Below are 17,246 nucleotides of genomic sequence, written 5' to 3' on the forward strand. Positions count from 1 at the left end.
GGGAGCGGCAGATGAGCGGACGATCGGAGTTCGGGCGGCGCACCGCGTCGGCCGCGCGGGCGGGCGAGATGTTCGTCCGCAGCGGGCTGTGGCGCCCCGGACCGCCGCTCCGCGTCGCCCGCCAGCTCGGCGCGCTGCGCCGGTGGGGCACCCTGCTCGGCGGGACGGTCGCGTCCGCCGCCGCCCGCGACCCCGACGTCACCGCGATCGTCGACGACCACGGCGAGCTGACGTACGCGCAGGTCGACGCCCGCACCGACCGGCTCGCCGCCGCGCTCCGCCGGATGGACGCGGAGCCGCGCGTCGCGGTGCTGTGCCGCAACCACCGCGGCATGGTCGAGACGCTCGCCGCGTGCGGCAAGGCCGGCGCGGACCTGATCATGCTGAACACCGGGATGAGCACCGAGCAGCTCGTCGCGGTCGTCCGGCAGCAGGAGGCCGGCGTGGTGATCGCGGACGCGGAGTTCGGCGCGTTCCTGTCCGCGCTGCCGAAGCGGGTCCGGGCCGTGACCGCCGGGTCGCCGGACGCGGAGCTGGAGACGCTCATCGCGACGGCGCCCGCCGGGCCGGTGGAGCCGCCGGAACGCACCGGCCGGACGATCGTGCTCAGCTCCGGCACGACGGGCCGCCCGAAGGGCGCCGACCGCCGCTCCCGGCCCGGCCTGCAGCCGCTCGCGTCGATCCTGTCCCGCATCCCGTACCGGGTGCACGAGCGGATGTTCATCGAGGCGCCGCTCTTCCACACCTGGGGATACGCGATGCTGCAGATCGCGGTGTCGCTGCGCGCGACGATCGTGCTGCGCGCCCGGTTCGACCCGGAGGCGACGCTGCGCCAGGTGGAGGCGACCGGCGCGACGGCGCTCGTCGCCGTCCCCGTCATGCTCCAGCGGATCATGGAGCTGCCGGACACCGTCCGCGCGAAGCACGACGCGTCCGCGCTGCGGATCGCCGCCGTCAGCGGGTCGGCGCTGCCCGCGACGCTCGCGACCGCGTTCATGGACGCGTTCGGCGACGTCCTCTACAACCTGTACGGGTCGACGGAGGCGTCCTGGGTCACCATCGCCACCCCCGCCGACCTGCGCGCCCACCCCGACACCGCGGGCACCCCGCCGCCCGGCACCCGCGTCGCGATCTACGACGACGACGGCCGCCCCGTCCCGCCCGGCACGACCGGGCGCATCTTCGCCGCGAACGAGCTGCTCTTCGCCGGCTACACCGGCGGCGGCGGCAAGGAGATGCGGGACGGCCTGATGAGCCTCGGCGACCTCGGCCACCTCGACGCCGACGGGCGGCTGTTCGTGGACGGCCGCGACGACGACATGATCGTCTCCGGTGGCGAGAACGTCTTCCCCAGCGCGATCGAGGAGGCCATCGCGACGCTGCCGCAGGTCCGCGAGGTGGCGGTGACCGGCGTGCCGGACGCGGAGTTCGGGCAGCGGGCCGCCGCCTTCGTCGTGGTCCGCGACGGCGCGGCGCTCGACGCCGACACCGTCCGTGCGCACGTCCGGGACCGCCTGGCCCGCTTCGCCGTCCCCCGCGACGTCCACTTCCTGGACGCCCTGCCCCGCAACCCCACCGGCAAGGTCCTCCGCCGTGCCCTCACCCCGCCCGGCTGACGGGGCCGTCCCCCTGGGTGATCTCGAACCAGAGGCGGGTGCGGCGGGGGGTCTGGTCGAGGCCCCACTCGTCGGCGAGGGCGTCGATGACGGTGAGGCCGCGGCCGTGGTCGATGCGGCGGCGGCCGTGCAGGTCGTCCTGGACGGGGCCCTCGTCGGACACCTCGACGCGCAGCCGCCGCCCGTCGGTCTCGACCGCGACGGTGATGGCGCCGCTGCCGTGCAGGACGGCGTTGGCGATCGCCTCGGCGGCCATCAGTTCGACGTCGTCGAGCAGCTCGTCCCGCGCGACGACCTTCGCGGCCAGCTCGCGCACGGTCCGCCGCGCGCGCCGGCCCTCCGCCGGGTCGCCGGCGAAGCCGAACGGTTCGCCGAGCCGTTCCATCCCAGTCACCGCATCACCACATCGAATCGGAAGCGCACTGCAATCATTCACCTGCGGTGCGTGATCAGGCAATGCGCCGGACGAGTCGATCCGCGTCTTTCCGGGACGCGCCCGCCGGACCGGGCGCCGCGCGCCGCGTCGGGGACGCGCGTACCCCGGCCGGGACCGGTCCAACGCCCGGTCATCGACCCCTCCGCGGGAGCCTACGGTATGGATCACCGTGCCATCGCCGCGTTGCGAAAATGGTGAACGGCGGGGCGTGCACCACTCATCCGCCCGCAGAACCGGGCGGTGAACTGATCGTCCGAACGTACGGCGCGGGGCCGCGCGCGCCCCCTAGCGTCGGCGTCACGCGACGGACGGCGAAGGGTCGGGCTATGACGTTCTCTCTGGACCTCGACGAGGAGCTCCTCCAGGTCCGCGACTGGGTGCACGGGTTCGCGAAGGACGTGATCCGGCCCGCGGCGGCGGAGTGGGACGAGCGGGAGGAGACGCCCTGGCCGATCCTGGAGGAGGCGGCCCGGATCGGGCTGTACTCGCTGGACTTCTTCGCCGCGCAGTCGCTGTCGGCGTCGGGCCTCGGCATTCCCGTCGCGTTCGAGGAGCTGTTCTGGGGCGACGGCGGCATCGGGGAGGCGATCGCGGGCACCGGGCTCGCGGCGGCGGCCGTCGCGACCAGCGGGACGCCCGAGCAGGTCGAGGAGTGGCTGCCGGCGATGTTCGGCACCCCGGACGACGTCGCGGTCGCGGCGTTCTGCTCGTCGGAGCCGAACGCGGGCAGCGACGTGTCGGCGATCCGCACCACCGCCGTGTACGACGGGGCGAAGGACGAGTGGGTGCTGAACGGCACGAAGACGTGGGCGACGAACGGCGGCATCGCGGGCGTCCACGTCGTCGTCGCGTCCGTGGACCGGGAGCTCGGGTCGCGGGGGCAGGCGAGCTTCGTCGTCCCGCCGGGGACGCCGGGGCTGGAGCAGGGGCAGAAGTTCCGCAAGCACGGCATCCGGGCGTCGCACACCGCGGAGGTGGTGCTGCGGGACGTGCGGGTGCCGGGCCGCTGCCTGGTCGGCGGCAAGGAGCGGCTGGACGAGCGGCTCGCGCGCGCACGGGAGGGCCGCCGGGGGCGCGGGCAGGTGTCGATGAAGACGTTCGAGGCGACCCGTCCGGCGGTGGGCGCGTCGGCGGTCGGGATCGCGCGCGCCGCCTACGAGTACGCGCTGGACTACGCGCGGGAGCGCGAGCAGTTCGGCAAGAAGATCGGCGACTTCCAGGCCATCGCGTTCAAGCTCGCGGACTGCAAGACGGCGATCGACGCGTCGCGGCTGCTGGTGTGGCGGGCGGCGTGGATGGCGGCGCGGGGCATGCCGTTCGACAACGCCGAGGGGTCGATGGCGAAGCTGGTGGCGAGCGAGACGGCGGTGCGGGTGACCGACGAGGCGATCCAGATCCTCGGCGGCAACGGCTACACCCGCGACTACCCGGTGGAGCGCATGCACCGCGACGCGAAGATCTTCACGATCTTCGAGGGGACCAGCGAGATCCAGCGGCTCGTCATCGGCCGCGCCGTCACCGGCCTCCCGGTCCGCTGACCCCGCGCGGCGGGCCGGTCCGGTCGCCACTCACCCGGGCGCACAAAAACGGCGGATTCTCCGTGTCCAGGGCGCAATCGCCGGACGCTCCCGCCGTGTCACCATCCGTTACGTCAGCGTTCGTTGCCCGGCGGCCGGCCGTACAGGGGGTGCCGCCCGCCGGGGGCCGCCTCTGGCTCCGGATGCGGGGCCCACCCCCGGAGGTGCACCCGTGAACAGCACTGAGATCGCGTGGGCCGCCGTCCTCGCCTGCACCGCGCAAGCCGTCTACTTCATCGCGTTCGTCCTGTTCAAGACCGCCGTCGGGCGGATCGGCCCGATCGGCGGCCGGCGGCCGCTGCACGGCGCGGCGCTGCTGCTGCGCAGCCCCCGCTGGGTCGCCGGGGTCGGCGTCATCCTGGCGGGGTTCGCGCTGTTCGCGGGCGGGCTGATCGGCCTGCCGGTGGTCGCGGCGCTGCCCGCCTACGGGCTGAGCCTCGCGCTGCTCCTCGTCGTCGGGATGAGCGGGTTCGGCGAGCGGCCCACGTCCCGCGAGTGGCTGGCCGTCGCCATCACCGTCGCCGCGATGATCACCGCGGCGCTGTCGGTGCTGCCCGCGCGGGGCGAGACGCTCGCCGCCGCCCTGCACCGGCCGGACGGCGCCGCGGCGGCGCAGGCGCTGCCGCTGTGGAAGGCGGGGCTGGTCTTCGTCCCGTCGCTGGGGCTGCCGCTGTGGATGTTCTTCGTCCGGGACCGGCCGGTCGCCGGGCGCCACGCGCGGCCGATCACCGGCATCGCCTACGGGCTCGGCGCGGGCGTCCTGCTCGGCGCCACGGAGGTGTTCGGGCAGGGCATGGCGATGATGCTGGCCGGGCACCGCGGCGCGGCGGTGCTGGCGACCCCGCACCCGTACCTGTTCGTGCTGGCGGGCGTGCTCGGGCTCGGCCTGCTGTCCATCGGCCTGCAGCGCTGCCGGCTGACGATCATCGTCACGGTCGTGACCGTGACCGCGAAGACGCACCTGCTGCTGTCGGCGACCCTGCTGTACGGGGAGCCGTGGCCGCACGCGCCGGCGCTGTTCCTGCTGAGGGTCGCGGGCGTGCTGTTCGCCGTCCTGGCGCTGCTGGCCTTCCCCCGCCACGAGCAGCGCTCCGCGCCGCGCCCGGTCCGCCGCGCCGAACCTGCACGCCAGGTGGAGTGGACGGCGCCGCGCGCGACCGGCCGCTACGCCAGGTCGCCCGCCCGGTTCCCGGACGGCCCGTCCGCGCGTCCGGGCACTCCGCCGGCGAGCCCGCCGCCGGCCGGGTGGCCGATCGTCCGGCCCGTCCAGCCGCCGGACGGGCAGGTCCGCTTCCCCGCGAACGGGTGAACGGTCACGGGACGGGCGTCCAGGCGGTGGTCTCCAGGCGGCCGGTGTTGCCGAGGTCGAGGGGCCCGTTGGCCGGGACGACGAGGACGGGCCGCCCCGGCGCCGGGCGGACCTCCAGGTAGCTGCCGTTGACGGCCGGGATCGCCGACTCGGTCACGAGGTTGCGCCACACGATCCCGATGCGGGCCGCCTTGCCGGGCTTGATGGTCACCGGCTTCGGCCCCGCGTCCTTGATCTGGCGCGTGCCCTTGACGGTCCGGACGTCGAACGGCTGCCGGTTCCCGTCGAGGACGCGCAGGGCCGGGTAGCCGTTCAGCCGGTACGGCCGCGTGCCGCAGTTGCGGAGTTCGACCCAGGTCGCGCGCAGTCCCATGGCGGCGTCGGGCCGGTCCATGGAGAGGCTGACGCCGTCGGCGGAGCAGGCCGTCGAGGGGTTCGGCGTCGGCGAGGCGATGGTCGGCGCCGGGGACGGCCCGCCGGACGGCGCGCCGGTCGCGGGCGGGACTCCGGACGCGGTGCCGGACTCCGTCCCGCACGCGGCGGCGCTCGCTACGGCGGCGAGTACCCCCACCACCACGGCAAACCGTCGCAAATCCCCCGAAAACCCGTCCACCGGGCCATCATTCCAGACGATCAACGCGGCACCCTCGCGGCGGAACGCATCCGCACGACATCGGCACATACCGGCCGCAGGCCCGGCCCGGTCCGGCGCGGCGCGCGCACCGGACCGGGCCAGCGATCTTCTACTTGAGGCGGCGGAGCCGCGGGGCGGGATGGGAGACGGGGCTGGGGCGGCGCGGCCCGGGGGACGGGCGCCGCGAGCGCAGGAACGCGGCGCGCAGCGCGACCTCGATGCCGAACCGGGCCTCCGGGTCCTCCAGCTCCTCGCCGAAGGTCTGCTCGATCTTGCGCATCCGGTACCGGACGGTCTGCGGGTGGATGTGCAGCAGCTCGGCGATCTCGGCGGCGGTGCCGCGGGTGACCAGCCAGGTCCGCAGGGTCTCGGTGAGCCGGTCCTGCTGGCCGGGGGTCATGCCGTCGAGGATGCCGAGGCGGCGGCGGGTCAGCTGCTCGACCAGCGCCGGATCGGACAGCAGCCAGAGGGTGACGAGGTTCTCCTCGCACAGGACGACGGGCTCGTCGTCGAAGACGCCGTCGAGGGCGAGGGACAGGGCCTGCCGCGCCCACCGCAGCGAGTCGGCGGCCTGCGCGGGCGGCATGGTGAGGCCGACCGCGACGCGGCGGCCCGGGACGGCCGCGGCCAGCATCGCGCGGCGCGCGGCGGTGAACGGGCCGGGCATCAGCAGGTGCGGGGCGGCGCATTCGAGGTCCGCGAGGACGTCCTCGTCCAGCGCGGTCCACACGCAGCGGGCCTCGGGTTCGACGGCGACCAGGGTGACCTCGGCCGGAACGGTCCAGCCGGCGGTCTCGGCCGCCTCGGCGACGTCGCCGCCCGGTTCCTCGACGAGGCGGTGCAGGAGGCGGCGGCGCCGGTCGTCCATCGCGGGGATGGGGCGGGCCTTGGCCTCCAGGTAGCCCTCCAGCGACAGCGCGGCGAGCTCGTCGAGGTAGACGAACAGCGCGTCGGCGAGGCGGGACATGACGGCGGAGGAGATGTCGTGGCGGGGCGCGACCTTCATGACGCGCCGCCACGCGACCTGGCCGCCGATCCGGTAGGCGGCCTGCAGGCTGTCCATGCTGCGGCCCTCGTGCGCCTCGTACTGGCCGAGCATGCGTGCGGTGCCGGCGGAGCCGTCGTTGACGGCGGACGCGCCCGGCGGCGTGCCGGGCAGCGCGCCGGGGAGCGCGCCGGGGAGTGCGCCGGGCGGTGCGGCGACCCGGTCGACGAACGCCGAGAGGCTGTGCTCGACGCTGATCCGCAGCACGTGCCCGTACGGCCCGTCGATGGGGCGGGCGTACTCGGGGATGGCGCGCCGGATCTCGGCGACGATCTCCTCGGCGAGGCTGGGCAGTTCGGGGCGCATGATGCGGGCGAGCCGCGGCGGGAGCGCGGACGAGCGCTCGGCGAGACCTCCAGGGTCGAGGGTTCTGGTCATCGGACACCTCCGTCACCGCGTTCCGCGCGGGCCGGGGAGCGGGGGGTCGGGGTGGGGTCGCCCCTCCCGACCCGGCAGGCGCGGGCGGCGGTAGTTCGAGACCGCGGGCGGGGGTGGGACGCGCCGAGCGGGGACCCCCGCGCGCCGGCCGCCTGCGGTCCAGGACGTTTCGACGGTACGCAGGGGCACCGGGGGCGTTCTGTAGAGCAAAAGAACAAATCACGGTGGCCGCTGCTCATCTGCTTATAACCGAACGCGCGGAGCGTGCTGTAGGCGCCTGACCTGCTGGCCGTCGGGAAAGTGCCGAATATCAGGCGGTTCCCCGATTATTTATCGCCGGTTGTTAGAAGAAGATTCAGATTCAGCGGCCGCCCCGTCCGTCCGGACGAGGCGGCCGCCGCGGAGCGCCCGGCGCGGTCAGCCGCAGAAGGCCGTCTCGGCGGCCTTGGCGAGGTCGGCGCGGAACGTCTTGTCGTACTCGAACTTGGACTCGTTGTAGGTGATGATCGCCTGGCGGCGGCCGTCGGCGCTCGTGTACGTCCACGTCCGGTAGCCGGGGAAGCCGCCGTCGTGGCCCCAGCCGTACCCGCAGGAGAACGTGATACGGGCGGCGCCGAGGCCGTAGTCCTCCACCACGCCGTCGTCGTTGACGGGCTGGACGGTCCGCATCTCGCGCATCTGCTTCGCCGGGAGCAGCCGTCCGGTGAACAGGGCGCGGTGGAAGCGCGCCACGTCGTCGACCGTGCTGACGATGCCGCCGGACGTCCGGGCGCTCGACGGGCTGATCTGCGTGCTGACGTCGCCGTAGTCGGCGTAGTAGCCGTGGACGTACGGGCCGGGGAAGCCGGGGTCCGTCGTCGGGTAGTAGGTGTGGCGCAGGTGCAGCGGGGTGAAGATGCGCCGCTGGAACTCCGTGCCGACGGGGTGCCCGGTCGCCTTCTCGATGATCAGACCGGCGAGGATGTAGTTGGTGTTGGAGTAGTTCCAGCTCGTCCCCGGCGCGTACAGCGGCGGCTTCTCCGTCGCGATCGCGATCAGCTCGGCGGGCTCCCAGGTCCGGGACGGGTCGGACATCACCCGCGGGTCGGGCGTGTAGTCGTTGAGGCCGCTGGTCTGCGCGAGCAGCTGCCGGACGGTGATCCTCGATCCGTCGTTGCCGTTCGCGCGGACCAGGCCGGGCAGCCACTTCTCGACCGTGTCGTCCAGGGACAGCCGGTGCTCGGCGGCGAGCTGCAGCACGACCGTCGAGGTGAACGTCTTGGTGACGCTGGCGACGCGGAACAGCAGGCGGGCGTCCATCGGCGCGCCGGTCGCCTTGTCCGCGACGCCGGCGGTGACGTGCGAGACGCGGCCGCCGCGCCGCGTCAGGACGATCACGCCGGGCACCCCGTCCGCGACGAGCTTGTCGGCGCGCTCCTGCACCTTCGCGTCCAGCCCCTTGCCGTTCCCGGGGCGATCGGCGGCCTTTGTGAAGCTCGCGGCGTTCGCGGCGGGGACGGCGGCGGCGGTGAGCGCGGCGCCGGCCAGCGCGGTGGACAGGACGCGGACCATCATGCGGGCCATCGGGTTCTCCTCAGCGGCTCGGAAGCTGACGCCACCCAGACTTCCGGCCCCGGGACCGGCCCACATTGGCCCTGGACACCCTCTCGGAGGTGTACCTACCGACACCTCCCGCCGGGCGCCATCGCGAGTTATATTCGACGGTGTTTCCAATAACGGGAGGTCGGTCGTGCCGGACACCGAGGTCGCGATCATCGGGGCCGGGCTGAGCGGCATCGGGATGGCGATCGCGCTCCAGCGCGCGGGCATCGGCGACTTCATCGTGCTGGAGCGCGCCGGTGACATCGGCGGGACGTGGCGCGACAACGTCTATCCCGGCGTCGGCGTGGACGTGCCCGCGCAGGCCTACCAGTTCAGCTTCGCCCTCAACCCGCGCTGGAGCCGGGTGTTCGCGCCTGGCGCCGAGGTGAAGGAGTACCTCGACGGGCTCGCCGACCGCTACGGCGTGCGCCGCCACGTCCGGCTGGACACCGAGGTCACCGAGCGGATCTGGGACGAGGACGGCCGGTTCTGGCGGCTCCGGACGCCCGCCGGCGAGCTCACCGCGCGGTTCGTCGTCAGCGCGATCGGCGCGTTCGTCGACCCCAAGCCGGCCGGCATCCCCGGCATCGACGACTTCACCGGCACGGTGCTGCGCTCGTCCGCCTGGGACCCCGGATGCGACCTGACCGGAAAGCGGGTCGCGGTCATCGGGACGGGCGCCAGCGCCGTCCAGATCGTCCCGGAGATCGCGCGGCGCGCCGCCCGGCTGGACGTCTACCAGCGCACCCCGATCTGGGTCGGCCCCAAGCTGGACGCGCCGATCCCGCGCCCGCTGCGGCGGCTGTTCCGGCGGGCGCCGCGCGTCCAGGAGGCGGTGCGGCGGATCGCGACGCGAGGCGTCGAGATGGTGCTGATCGACCTGGTCGTCGGGCACGGCAGGGCGCCGTGGATCGCGCACGGCGGCGCCCGCCTCGCCCGATCCGTCTGGTACCGGACGCAGGTCAAGGACCCTGAGACGCGCCGGAAGCTCACCCCCCGCTACGGCCTCGGCTGCAAGCGCCCGTCCGTCTCCAACACCTACCTCAGGACGTTCAACCGGCCCGGCGTCTCGCTCATCACCGACGCCATCGACCGCGTCACCCCGGCCGGCGTCCGCACCGCCGGCGGCCGCGAGCGGGAGGTCGACGCGATCGTCCTCGCGACCGGGTTCCGCCTGGCCAGCGACCCGGAGGTGTTCCGCCGGACGCCGGTACGCGGCCGCGACGGCTTCGACCTCGCGACGTTCTACACCGAGCACCGGCTCGCCTCCTACGAGGGGATCAGCATCCCCGGGCTGCCGAACCACTTCATGATGTTCGGGCCGTACGGCTGGGTCGGCGGCACCTGGCACCAGCTCGTCGAGACGACGTCGGCGCACGTCGTGCGCGTGATCCAGGAGGCCCGCCGCCGCGGCGCCACCGCGGTCGAGGTGCGGCCCGGGCCGACCGAGCGCTGGACGAACCGGATGCGCGTCCGGCTCGCCGGCTCGCTGTGGGCGACCAACGGCTGCGCCACCGCGAACAGCTACTACTTCGACCACCACGGCGACACGCCCTACCTGCGGCCGACGAGCGCAGCGCAGGCCGCGCGCGCCGCCCGCACGTTCCCCCTGGACGACTACGCCTACACGGTCCCCGAGACGACCGCGCTCGACGGCACGGCGCTCGGAGACCCCGCGTCCCCCGCGTCCCCCGCGTCCGAGACGAGGCCCGCATGACAGAGCGCACCATCCGCACCCGCAGGGTCGCCTTCGACCACCCGAAGGGCTCGATGCGCCGCCACTACGTGGACGGCGACCTGGTCATGAGCCATGTCGTCGCCCTGCTGTCGGCGACGTTCCCGCCGGGCGAGGACTTCTTCGTCCGGTCCGTCCGGCACTACCGCGACCGCATCACCGACCCGGACCTCGCCGAGCAGGTCCGCGGGTTCATCGGGCAGGAGGTCGTCCACGGCCGCGAGCACGACCGCCTCAACCGGGCGCTGCACGACATGGGCTACCCGACCCGCCATTTCTCCGCCGTCGTGCGGCGCGACCTCGGCCTCGCCGACCGGTTCCTGCCGCCGATCGTCCGGCTCGGGTTCACCGCCGGGCTGGAGCACTACACGGCCACCCTCGCCGAGGTGCTGCTCACCAGCCCGCGCGCGCAGGCGCTGCTCGGCGACACCGAGGTCCGGTCGGTGCTGCTGTGGCACGCGCTGGAGGAGTCCGAGCACAAGGCCGTCGCATTCGACGTCTTCCGGCACGTCGGCGGCAGCGAGCGCACCCGGATCCGGACGATGCGGTGGATCAGCGCGGGGTTCCTGCTGCTGGTCGTCACCGGCACGCTCGTCTCCCTCGCGACCGACCGCGCCGCCTACCGGCCGGGACGGCTGCTGCGCAGCATCGCCGGGCTGCGGCACTCGCCGTTCCTGGCGCCCGAGGTCGTCCGCCGCCTGCGCGCCTACAACAAGCCGGGCTTCCACCCCGACGACCTCGACAACACCGAGCTGCTCGAACGCTGGCGCGAGGAGCTCTTCGGCACCGAAGGCGCCCTCACCGCGAAGCTCAAGTAGCCCGCAGCGCGTTCAGGCCAGGTCGACCCGCGTTCAGGCCAGGTCGATGTCGTCGAACAGGGTGTAGGTGGGATCGACGTCGGCGCCGTCGTCATGGTTCGCCATGGTCAGCTGATAGGTGTGGCCGCCGGTGACCTGGACGTACGCCTGCCGCCATGTGCCGTCGTTGGTGCAGGTCCTCGGCAGGGCGGTGGTGGTCGCGCCGGTGCCGGTGTCCCGGACCGTCACGGTGGCCCAGTCGTACTGGACGGTGTCCAAGCAGTTGATCTTGTACCAGAACGACACCCAGTGGGCGCCGTAGGGCACCGTGACGGTCTGCGCGATCGAGGAGTCGCCGGTGGTCGCCGTCGAGCGGCCGAGCTGCGCGGCGTAGGTTCCCGAGTGCGCGCCCGAGGCCGTCACCCCCGTGGCCGGTCCGGTGCTCGTCCAGTCCGAGAGGTCTCCCGTCTCGAACCCGTTGTTGCGAACGGCGCAGCCGGGCAGCTGGAAGCTCCCGATCCGCGTGTGCGCGGGCCCGCCGTCCTCGGTCAGGTAGGCGTTGGTGTACCAGAAGGTGCAGCCGTCGACGGGGTCGACGTTCATGGAGCTGTAGTCGCCCCACCGTCCGGGCCCTTCCCCGGTGCCGGTGGTGGACCCGGAGCCGTCCTGGATCGTGCCCTCGTCCATGGTCATCTGCCCGAGCGGGTCACCGGCGCGCCGTCCGGTGAAGCGGACCGAGGGGTGCACCGAGCCGCTGGACGCCGAGTAGCCGAGCGCCATGTTCCCGGCCTCGTCCATCGCGGCCGACCCCATGAACCGGTACGTGGCGTCGGGGGCGTACGTGCCCTGCTGATGGACCGAGAGCGTCCCGCCGGCACCCCGGCGCAGCTCGTACCAGCGCACCCCGAAGGGCGAGCCGGGGGCCGAGCCGGTGGCGACCGTCTGGTTGATGACGAGCGATTCGTGATCGCCGAAGTTCCGGTACGCGAGGCGGTACATGAGCCGGTCGCCCAGGCCTTCCAGCTTCGTGTCGGTGCCCGGCTGCGGTACGCAGGCATTGCGTTCCGTTCCGCATTCGGCCTTGTTCCAGGGCTGGACGGGGAGCGCGGTGGGCGTCGACGTGAACGTCGACCTGTTCTCGGGGTCGCTCCAGTCGACGTGGAACTCGTAGTAGTACAGCGAGGACGTGGAGCCGCCGGACAGGCCGACCATGGTGTTCGGTTCTCCCGCCGGGGGATCGGCCAGGCCGTCCTGGTCGGCGGGGTAGAGACCCCAGTAGCCGGGGGCGATGTCGTAGCAGACGCTCCGTGCCTCCGCGGCTCCCGCGAACATCGCGGCCTTGTCCATCGCGCAGGCTCCCGGGCCCATCCACGCGTTGGCGGCCTTCGACCATCTCCCGTACGTCACGTAGAACGCGTCCGGCCAGATTCCGAGCTTGGGATAGTCCGGGTAGTAATCCGAATAGTGGTACGAGTAAAGGTTGTAGGCGCCGGTCGCGTCCGATGTCCTGCTGACCGCGAAGCACAGATCCCAGCCCAGGGTGTTCCCGTCCGCGTCCTTCTCCGGGGAGAACTGCATCAGCACCCAGCCGCCCTGGTCGGCGTCGTAGCGGACAACGGGGTCGACCGGGGAGGTCGCGCACGAGGCGTGGCCCGCCCACAGCGCGCCCAGCGCGACCGGCCCGGCCAGGGACGTGCCGTCGGACTTCCTGAACACCTGGTATCCGACGTTGGTGACGTCGACGACCTGGTCGTAGCCGACCGCCATGTTCGGATCGAGCGGCGTGGCCGCGCCGCCCACCCCGTCGAAGCTCTGCAGCACCCGCGGCGCCGATGCCGCCGATGCCTTGGCCTGCAGGACCGGATCCCTGCGCGGACCCGCCGCGTGGTTCGCTCCGGGCAGGGACCGTTCGTCCTGCTCCCGGTCGTCGCCGGGGCCGGCCTTCTCGGGGTCGACGGTCTTCATCGACCGCAGCGGCTCCGACACTCCGAGCCGCTTCGCGTGCGTGACGGCGGGCCGTGGACCGGCGCCGCCCGCGGGGTCGGGCCGGGCATGGGCGGGCGGTGCCGCGAAGCTCACTGAAACCGCCGCGAGAAGCGTCAGATAAGCGGCGCTCATCGGGGAACGAAAGCAGGCGGCCATCGGGCTCCTTCGTCGGGGGAGGAAATATGGCGGACCGGTGGACGGAGATCGCCGCTCGCATGTTCGCCGCCGCGAGCCGTGGAATTCAAGCCCGCATCGGCGTCTTATGGAATGGTGCGCGATTAACGCGGCCGGTGCGCAGAAATTGTTAACGGGCGAGTGCCGCCCCGGCCTCGGGCGGGGCGGGGCGGCCGCCGGACGGCCGCGGCCCCGGACGGTACCGGCTTCCGGAATGATCACGGTGTGCCGCACAATGACCGATCAAGGTCGTGCCGAGGGCGAGGGGATCAGCGGTGTCGTTCAGCGAGGAAGAGGTCGCCTACCTGAGGTCGCAGCGGCTGGCGCGGATCGCCACCGTCGGGCCGGACGGGCAGCCGGACGTGTCCCCGGTCGGGTTCGACTTCGACGGGACGCACCTGTTCGTGGGCGGCGGCGACCCGGCGCGGACCCGCAAGTTCCGCAATGTGCGGTCCGGGAACGCCAAGATCGCGATCGTCGTCGACGACGTGCCCTGCACGGACCCGTGGTCGCCCCGGTACCTGCGCGTCTACGGGGAGGCGGAGCTCGTCGAGCGCGAGACCGCGTCGGGGCCCCGCCCGTACATGAAGATCACGCCGCTGCTGTCGTGGAGCTGCAACCTGGACGGCCGCCCGCTCACCGGCGACCGCCGCGTCCGGCGCACCGTCCACCGCCCCTGACCTCGGACCCGCCCCTGACCTCGGACCCGGCCCTTGACCTTGGAACACGTCCTATCCTCGGGCACCGGGCGACATGGGAGGTCGAGGTGGCCGGGACGACGGTGGACGAGGTGATGGCCGAGCTGGCCGCGCTGGAGGATCCGAAGGCGCGCGCCGTGAACGAGCGGCACGGCGACGACCATGGGGTGAACCTCGGAAAGCTGCGCGCGCTCGCGAAGCGGCTGAAGACGCAGCAGGACCTCGCGCGCGGGCTCTGGGCGACCGGCGACGGCGCGGCGCGGCTGCTGGCGCTCCTGATCTGCCGCCCGAAGGCGTTCGAGCGCGCCGAGCTGGACGCGATGATGCGCGAGGCGCGCACGCCGAAGGTCCAGGACTGGCTCGTGAACTACGCGGTGAAGAAGAGCCCGCACGCCGAGGAGCTGCGCGTGGCGTGGTCCGGCGACCCGGATCCGGTGGTCGCGGCGGCCGGCTGGGCGCTGACCGCCGACCGCGTGGTGAAGAAGCCGGAGGGCCTCGACCTCGCGGGGCTGCTCGACGTCATCGAGGCGGGGATGAAGGACGCCCCGGACCGGCTGCAGTGGGCGATGAACACCTGCCTCGCCCAGATCGGCATCGAGCACGCCGAGCACCGCGCCCGCGCGATCGGCATCGGCGAGCGCCTGGAGGTGCTCAAGGACTACCCGACGTCGCCCGGCTGCACGTCGCCGTACGCGCCGATCTGGATCGGCGAGATGGTGCGCCGCCAGGGCGGCACGCCGCCGACGACGGCCCGATAGCACGGAACCGGCGGCGCGGTGGGGCGCCGCCGGCCCCGTGACGGCCCGGCGGGCGCAGGTCACCGCGACCCGGACCCGATCGGCCGGTCCGCGGGCGGCGAGCCCGCCGTCGCGGTGGATCCGGGCTCGCTGGAGGTGCCGTCGAGGTGCTGGAGGGCCAGGTGCGCGGCGGCGACGCCGACCTCGGCGAGCAGCCCGGGCGCGGCGGACTGGTCCGTCGCGACGGCGAGGGTGTCGCCGCGGCCGACGGCGGGACGCTCGCGCCACGTCGTCCCGGGCAGGTCCAGGGCCCCGCTGCAGTCGGTGCGCACGGCGCCGCGCCGCCACTCCACCGCCGCGCGCCAGCCGGGCCACGCCTCGTCGAGGAGCCGGTGCACGCGCCGTTCGGCGTCGCTCTTGCGCTCGCCGGGGGCGCAGGCGGCGGCGATCTGGACGAGCTCGTGCCCGTCCGGCGCGAGCGTGGGGTCGGCGAGGCTGTAGCGGGCGACGTAGATCCGGTCGTCGAGGTCCGTCAGCCGGAACCAGCCGGGGCCGGGCGCGCCGGTGCGCAGGCCCAGGTCGAACGTCGCGGTGCGGGCGCCGGTCCAGGCGAGCGACGCGTCGCCGGTCAGCCGGCGCGCCGCGGCGAGGCCGGTGGCGATGATCGCCGGGCCGTCCGGCGGGGCGGGCAGCCGCGTTCCGGTGCTCGTCCGCACGCCGAGGGCGGTGGCGCGGGCGGCGAGCAGGTCGATGAGCGTGGACCAGCCGCCGGTCACGTACCGGACGCCGCCCGCGAGCGCGCGGCGCAGCCGCCGCCGGACGAACCCGGCCGCCAGCCGTCCGGGGTCGTGGTCGAAGGTGAAGACGAAGCACACGCCGATGATCGCCTCGGCCGTCGCCGCGTCGACGTGCCGGAGCAGCCAGGCCCGGAACGGTTCGTCGTCCGGTGCCTCGGCGGGCAGCGCGGAGATGGCCGCGCCGAGTTCGTCCGGCCACGGGGTGAGCCGCCCGCCGGTCCGGACGAGGCGGGGACGGCGCGGCGGGGCCACGACGGGCGGGGTGAGGCCGCGGCGTTCCAGCCAGGCCCACCACTCCCCGTCCACGTAGAACGCGTGCGGTCCGGTGTTGGCGCGGTACGGGCCGTCGAGCGTGCGGGCCCGCCCGCCCGGCCGGGAGTGCGCTTCGACGACGGCCACCCGCCGGCCCTGCTCGGCGGCCTCGATGGCGGCGGTGAGCCCGGTGAGCCCCGCGCCGACGATCGTCAGGTCTGGTGTCACAGGTCAGGCCTTTCTGTGTGTTCCGTGTGGTTCCTCCTGTAGGGAAGGTGGCGGGGGACGCCCGGAAGGTTCCGGCTAATCTGCGGGACGTGGACCCGGAGACCGTCGCGGCCGCCCAGCAGGGCGACGCGCTCGCGCTGGACCGGCTCATCGACGAGCTGGCCCCGTACGTCCGCCGGCTCTGCGCGCGGATCGCCCCGGGCGCGGCGGACGACGCGGCGCAGGAGGCGCTGCTGGCGATCTTCCGGGGGCTGCCGTCGCTGCGCGCCCCCGAGGCGATCATGACGTGGGCGCGGGCGGTGACCGTCCGGACGGCGGTCCGGCTCGCGCACCGGAGCGACCGGGAGGTCGCGGCGGAGGCGGCTGCCGTGGATCGCTCCGACCCCTCGCCCGAAGGGCTGGTGGACATCGACGACGCCCTGGCGCGCCTGCCGGTGGCGCAGCGCGCGGTGCTCGTGCTGCGCACCCGGGAGGGGCTCAGCGAGCAGGAGATCGCGGCGGCGCTGGACATCCCGATGGGCACGGTGAAATCGCGGCTGCATCGGGCCAGGGCCGCGTTCCGGGAGGTGTGGGACTCGTGAACGATCCGGTGGCGCTTCCCGGCATGGACCCGATCGACCGCCTCGCCGTCCTGGAGGCCGGCCTGCCCGGCGCGGTTGTAAGGCGGCGCCGCATCGCCGCGCCCTTCGACGCGGTGTGGCGGGTCATCGCTGACCTGGAGAACACCGTCCCCCGCTACGAGCCCGCCGTCGCTCGCCTGCGGATCGTCGAGGAGCGCGGCGAGTTCCTGCGCCTGCTGGTGGAGGAAGGCTCGGGCCGCGAGGACCCGATGGACGCGAGGCTCCGGCCGGGCTGGTGCCTGATGCAGTCGGACGCGGTCGTCGTCGCCTTCGCCGCCCGGCCGCTGGACGGGGCGACCCTGCTGGCGCATCTCGAGCACCGGCGCGTCCGGGACGCCGCGCCCGGCGGGGACGGGCCGCGGGACCGCGACGCCGCCCTGGCCAAGATCGACGAGGAGCTCCGGACGATCGAGAGGCTCGCCACCGGCGTTTGAGATCGATCTTCGCGGCGACACTCCACCCTGCGGCGCGGCGGCCAGGGGGGACGGACGGATGGGGAAGGTCGTCGGGCGCAGGGGCTTCCTCGTGGCCGGGGCCGTCGGCGGCTCGGGCCTGCTCCTCCGCCGGGCTTTCCGGCCATGGCCGGCGGACGCGTCGCCGGTTCACGATCCCGGGCACGGGCACGGGCATGGGCACGGGTATGGAG

15 protein-coding genes are annotated in these 17,246 nt (G+C 73.9%); 9 read left to right on the top strand and 6 right to left on the bottom strand.

What is annotated here, in order from left to right:
* Window positions 1-11 precede the first annotated feature (11 nt).
* A complete protein-coding gene (locus AB0C78_RS07480; protein WP_360743149.1) occupies window positions 12-1,616 on the top strand; it encodes an AMP-binding protein in 1,605 nt (534 codons plus the stop codon).
* Here the strand turns inward: AB0C78_RS07480 and AB0C78_RS07485 are convergent.
* Window positions 1,600-2,001: an ATP-binding protein gene (locus tag AB0C78_RS07485; protein WP_360743370.1), complete on the bottom strand. Its 402-nt coding sequence runs from the start codon at window positions 1,999-2,001 to the stop codon at window positions 1,600-1,602. The two genes, AB0C78_RS07480 and AB0C78_RS07485, sit on opposite strands and share 17 nt — an antisense overlap.
* Window positions 2,002-2,378: 377 nt before the next feature.
* On the opposite strand from AB0C78_RS07485, the gene AB0C78_RS07490 reads away from it, so the two are divergent.
* Window positions 2,379-3,590 carry an acyl-CoA dehydrogenase family protein gene (locus AB0C78_RS07490; protein ID WP_360743152.1) on the top strand — a complete coding sequence of 404 codons (1,212 nt, stop codon included), beginning with the start codon at window positions 2,379-2,381 and terminating at the stop codon, window positions 3,588-3,590.
* Between the two features lie 211 nt (window positions 3,591-3,801).
* On the top strand, window positions 3,802-4,938 hold the full coding sequence (locus AB0C78_RS07495; protein WP_360743155.1) for a hypothetical protein: 1,137 nt from the start codon (window positions 3,802-3,804) through the stop codon (window positions 4,936-4,938).
* A 4-nt stretch (window positions 4,939-4,942) separates the two neighbouring features.
* On the opposite strand, the gene AB0C78_RS07500 is transcribed toward AB0C78_RS07495, so the two are convergent.
* From AB0C78_RS07500 to AB0C78_RS07510, 3 genes are all read right to left on the bottom strand, one after another.
* A complete protein-coding gene (locus AB0C78_RS07500) occupies window positions 4,943-5,512 on the bottom strand; it encodes a DUF4232 domain-containing protein (RefSeq protein ID WP_360743158.1) in 570 nt (189 codons plus the stop codon).
* Between the two features lie 169 nt (window positions 5,513-5,681).
* Complete coding sequence (locus AB0C78_RS07505; protein ID WP_360743161.1) at window positions 5,682-6,995, bottom strand: helix-turn-helix domain-containing protein; 1,314 nt, start codon at window positions 6,993-6,995, stop codon at window positions 5,682-5,684.
* A gap of 417 nt (window positions 6,996-7,412) precedes the next feature.
* Window positions 7,413-8,558, bottom strand: a complete 1,146-nt coding sequence (locus AB0C78_RS07510; protein ID WP_360743164.1) for a serine hydrolase domain-containing protein — start codon at window positions 8,556-8,558, stop codon at window positions 7,413-7,415.
* Between the two features lie 166 nt (window positions 8,559-8,724).
* Between AB0C78_RS07510 and AB0C78_RS07515 the strand changes: the two genes are divergently transcribed.
* Window positions 8,725-10,293 (top strand): NAD(P)/FAD-dependent oxidoreductase, encoded by a 1,569-nt coding sequence (locus tag AB0C78_RS07515; protein ID WP_360743167.1) that lies wholly within the window; start codon window positions 8,725-8,727, stop codon window positions 10,291-10,293.
* On the top strand, window positions 10,290-11,129 hold the full coding sequence (locus AB0C78_RS07520; RefSeq protein ID WP_360743170.1) for a metal-dependent hydrolase: 840 nt from the start codon (window positions 10,290-10,292) through the stop codon (window positions 11,127-11,129). The genes AB0C78_RS07515 and AB0C78_RS07520 overlap by 4 nt, the downstream gene beginning before the upstream one ends.
* Before the next feature lie 33 nt (window positions 11,130-11,162).
* On the opposite strand, the gene AB0C78_RS07525 is transcribed toward AB0C78_RS07520, so the two are convergent.
* The gene (locus AB0C78_RS07525; RefSeq protein ID WP_360743173.1) at window positions 11,163-13,226 is read right to left on the bottom strand and encodes a hypothetical protein; all 2,064 of its coding nucleotides are present in this window, start codon (window positions 13,224-13,226) and stop codon (window positions 11,163-11,165) included.
* A 317-nt stretch (window positions 13,227-13,543) separates the two neighbouring features.
* Between AB0C78_RS07525 and AB0C78_RS07530 the strand changes: the two genes are divergently transcribed.
* Window positions 13,544-13,948, top strand: a complete 405-nt coding sequence (locus AB0C78_RS07530; RefSeq protein WP_360743176.1) for a PPOX class F420-dependent oxidoreductase — start codon at window positions 13,544-13,546, stop codon at window positions 13,946-13,948.
* A gap of 113 nt (window positions 13,949-14,061) precedes the next feature.
* On the top strand, window positions 14,062-14,724 hold the full coding sequence (locus AB0C78_RS07535) for a DNA alkylation repair protein (RefSeq protein ID WP_360743373.1): 663 nt from the start codon (window positions 14,062-14,064) through the stop codon (window positions 14,722-14,724).
* Between the two features lie 59 nt (window positions 14,725-14,783).
* On the opposite strand, the gene AB0C78_RS07540 is transcribed toward AB0C78_RS07535, so the two are convergent.
* Window positions 14,784-15,980 carry an FAD-dependent oxidoreductase gene (locus tag AB0C78_RS07540; RefSeq protein ID WP_360743179.1) on the bottom strand — a complete coding sequence of 399 codons (1,197 nt, stop codon included), beginning with the start codon at window positions 15,978-15,980 and terminating at the stop codon, window positions 14,784-14,786.
* Window positions 15,981-16,069: 89 nt separating this feature from the next.
* Here AB0C78_RS07540 and AB0C78_RS07545 point away from each other — a divergent pair, with 89 nt between their 5' ends.
* Together AB0C78_RS07545 and AB0C78_RS07550 are read left to right on the top strand one after the other, a co-directional pair.
* Window positions 16,070-16,561 (top strand): RNA polymerase sigma factor, encoded by a 492-nt coding sequence (locus AB0C78_RS07545; RefSeq protein ID WP_360743182.1) that lies wholly within the window; start codon window positions 16,070-16,072, stop codon window positions 16,559-16,561.
* Window positions 16,558-17,034 (top strand): hypothetical protein, encoded by a 477-nt coding sequence (locus tag AB0C78_RS07550; protein ID WP_360743185.1) that lies wholly within the window; start codon window positions 16,558-16,560, stop codon window positions 17,032-17,034. The genes AB0C78_RS07545 and AB0C78_RS07550 overlap by 4 nt, the downstream gene beginning before the upstream one ends.
* Window positions 17,035-17,246 lie beyond the last annotated feature (212 nt).

This window comes from Actinomadura sp. NPDC048394, from assembly GCF_040651755.1.
Classification (GTDB): domain Bacteria; phylum Actinomycetota; class Actinomycetes; order Streptosporangiales; family Streptosporangiaceae; genus Spirillospora; species Spirillospora montaniterrae.